The organism is Coleofasciculus sp. (genome assembly GCF_046539235.1).
In the GTDB taxonomy this organism is placed as follows: domain Bacteria; phylum Cyanobacteriota; class Cyanobacteriia; order Cyanobacteriales; family Coleofasciculaceae; genus Coleofasciculus.
The window spans coordinates 1-3,303 of record NZ_JBKHHI010000569.1 but is presented as its reverse complement, the minus strand read 5'-3'; the positions used below and the strand labels follow the sequence as shown (position 1 = coordinate 3,303).

General features: G+C 47.7%; 3 protein-coding genes. 2 read left to right on the top strand and 1 reads right to left on the bottom strand.

Going from position 1 to position 3,303, the window contains the following annotated elements:
- The coding region (locus ACLFWI_RS28635) for an MBL fold metallo-hydrolase (RefSeq protein ID WP_446415757.1) at nucleotides 1-777 on the top strand (777 nt) is incomplete at its 5' end.
- A gap of 97 nt (nucleotides 778-874) precedes the next feature.
- Nucleotides 875-1,666, top strand: coding sequence for a glutathione S-transferase family protein (locus ACLFWI_RS28630; protein WP_446415756.1), 792 nt, complete (start codon nucleotides 875-877; stop codon nucleotides 1,664-1,666).
- Nucleotides 1,667-1,921: 255 nt separating this feature from the next.
- Here the strand turns inward: ACLFWI_RS28630 and ACLFWI_RS28625 are convergent, their stop codons facing one another.
- Complete coding sequence (locus ACLFWI_RS28625) at nucleotides 1,922-3,130, bottom strand: 4-hydroxy-3-methylbut-2-enyl diphosphate reductase (RefSeq protein WP_446415755.1); 1,209 nt, start codon at nucleotides 3,128-3,130, stop codon at nucleotides 1,922-1,924.
- Between the last annotated feature and the right edge of the window lie 173 nt (nucleotides 3,131-3,303).

The window sequence follows — 3,303 nt, the reverse complement described above, 5'->3', positions numbered from 1 at the left end:
ATGCACCTAACCTACTTCGGCGCCAATAGCTGGCTACTCGAACTTGGGCAAAAACACATCCTGATTGATCCCTGGCTTGTGGATTCCCTAATCTTTGGCAATATGCCCTGGTTGTTCAAAGGCGACAAACCTCCAGCCTTGGATGCGCTTCCTGATCAGATAGACTTGATTCTGCTATCTCAGGGACTCGATGATCACGCCCACAAACCTACCTTGGAAAAGCTGGACAAGACGATTCCCGTCGTGGGTTCAGAGAATGCAGCAACGGTGGTAAAAGAGTTGGGCTATACTCAGGTGACGGCGTTAGCCTTTGGTCAAACCTTCACCCTCGCTGACCAAATTGAAATCCGCGCCTTACCAGGGGCACCGATTGGTCCTTTTTTGCAGGAAAACGCCTATCTGGTCAAACAGTTAGAGAGTGGCACAAGTCTCTATTATGAACCTCACGGGTATCCACCCGATCAGTTAAAAGAGTATGCTCCCATCGATGTGGTGATTAGTCCCGTGGTGACGTTGGAATTACCTGTGCTCGGACCGATTATCCAAGGACATCGTACCGCACTGCAACTGGCACAATGGGTGCAACCCCAAGTGTTTCTACCCACAGCCGCCGGAGGTGGAGTTCAGTACGAGGGAATGTTAGATTTCCTGTTGAATCAGGTTGGTAGTCTGGAGGAGTTGCGATCGCAACTGGCACAGCACAACCTATCCACTCAGGTGATTGACCCTCAGCCAAAAGAAGCGCTGGAACTTAACCTGACACCTCAAATGGCTTAGTATTCTGCACATTACTGTCCTGGGTTATTGGTTCAATTGAAGCAATTCCCAAGCACAAAGGACAAAAGATCAAACCTATTCCCTAAGGAGATAAATCATGTTGGAACTGTATCAATTTGAAATGTCGCAGTTTTCGGAAAAAGTGCGACTGATTCTAGATTACAAAGGGCTAGCCTATCGTAAAATTGAAGTCACTCCCGGAATCGGACAGCTAGACTTGTATCGCCTATCGGGTCAACGGCAAGTCCCGGTTCTCAAAGATGGAGATACCGTCATTGCTGATTCGACTGCGATCGCGATGTACTTAGATCGCAAGTATCCCGACAAGCCCCTAATTCCCACCGATCCCCACCAACGCGCCCAATGCTTGCTGATGGAAGAATGGGCAGATGAATCCATTGGTGTCAAAAGTCGTAAAGTCTTCTATGGGGCATTAAGTCACAATCCCAGCTATCGTACATCAGTATTACCCAAAGATACGCCAGATTTCTTCAAAACCTTTCTGGGCGGTGTTCCCGCAGAAGTGTTTGAGGTTTTGGGGATTGGTTTCGGTTGCAGTGCAGACGCCCTCAAAGACGCCAGAGACAGCCTGAAGCAAGACTTAGAAGCCCTCAGCTTAATTTTGTCCGATCGCCCCTATCTGGTCACAGACAGTCCCTGCTTAGCCGATTTTACCGTGGCTGGGGTGAGTTTACTGCTGAAATTTCCCGAAGGTTCCTATCTGGATTTGCCTGATTCCCTGAAAGGGAAAGGTATTCCTGGTTTAGCCGATAGTAGCCTGTATCAAACCTTCTTCGACTGGCGCGATCGCCTCTATGCTGAGTATCGCACGCCATTAACCACAACGGGAACCAGCGATTCGCCACCAACCTCGATTGAGATTGAGTGACATCCTCCCACACCAAATTAAAAATTATGGTGTGGGGTCTCCCCAAATCACTTTGAGGCTTTCCTGGTTATTCCCCTTCGGGCCAGCTCAGGGGATTGCGCCACTTGGATGGTTTGGCTTTCACCAACCCCCGGCAGTTTGACATGGAGGTTCGTTACTGGATTCTCCTTGAACTGAGGAAACAGCAACGACTTCAGTGATTTAAGGGTATGGCACTACCATGCCCTTACTCAATCGATACTAACCGAAGCAAAATTAAACAGCTACCGGAGTGGCTTTCAACTCAAAAATCTTCTCAATGGCATCTTCAACCACCTTATCGGGTGTAGATGCGCCGGACGTTACACCGACAACAATTTCACCCTCTGGAAGCCAATTTTCCGTCACCGTCATATCTTGATGCAGTACCTTGTGATCAATCCGATTCCCCGGACCAATTCGCTCAGCGCTGTCGATGTGATAAGACGGAATCTTCCGTTCAATGGCAATTTGTTGCAGTTGCGTGGTATTGGACGAGTTAAAGCCACCAATCACGACCATTAAATCTAACGTTTCTTCAACTAGCTCTAACATCGCATCCTGCCGCTCTTGAGTGGCATCGCAGATGGTATTAAAACTCTGGAAATGCTGATTTAGCTGAACCGGACCATACTTTTTCATCATTGTCCGCTCAAACAGCTTACCAATTTGCTCGGTTTCGCTTTTGAGCATGGTGGTTTGGTTGGCTATGCCAACATGCTCCAAATCCCGCTCCGGGTCAAATCCTGCGGACGTGGCGCGGCTAAATTTTGCCATAAACTCGTCCCGATTCCCACCGTTAAGGATATAGTTGGCGACATACTCGGCTTCTTGTAGATTCAGCACCACCAGGTATTTCCCGGCAAAGGAACTGGTGGCTATGGTTTCTTCGTGCTTATACTTGCCGTGGATGATCGAGGTGTATTCTTTCTTTTTATGCTTCTCCACCGTATGCCACACTTTAGACACCCAAGGACAGGTGGTATCGACAATCTTACAGTTTTTATCATTGAGCAGTTGCATTTCCTGAACGCTGGCACCAAAGGCGGGTAAAATTACCACATCACCCGCACCAACGATGGAAAAATCTTTTGTTCCATCCTCAACGGGAACAAAGTTGACGTTCATATTCTGTAGGCGCTGGTTGACGGAGGGATTATGAATAATTTCATTTGTCATCCAGATGCGCTCGGTGGGAAAATGTTGGCGAGTTTCATACGCCATTGCCACAGCGCGTTCCACACCCCAGCAAAAGCCAAATGCCTCTGCCAGGTGAATGGTCACATTTCCCCGTTTGAGTCGATAGTTATTATCGCGGATTTGTTGAATCAAGCTGCTTTGATATTCAGATTGAAGCTGAGTCGCCACCTCAGCATCGTGACCAAATCCCTTACGGTGATAGTTTTCTGAACTATGGAGTGAACGTTTGAAGGCTTTTGTATCCATGAAACTTGTCTAGCAGATGAGTGTATACAATTGTTGATTCCTTTTGATCTTAAGACGAATCCGGTTTAGTCATTCGTCATTCGTCATTTGTCATTCATCGTTCGTCATTGGTCAAGTCGGGGCGGGTTTAGTTATATCAGGGTGCAAAGCAAACGTTAGCAGTAAAACCCGCC

What these genes read in the sequence shown, in the direction of transcription:
- ACLFWI_RS28630 (WP_446415756.1), top strand. Translation starts at nt 875, where the DNA reads ATGTTGGAACTGTATCAATTTGAAATGTCGCAGTTTTCGGAAAAAGTG.
- ACLFWI_RS28625 (WP_446415755.1), bottom strand. Translation starts at nt 3,130, where the DNA reads ATGGATACAAAAGCCTTCAAACGTTCACTCCATAGTTCAGAAAACTAT.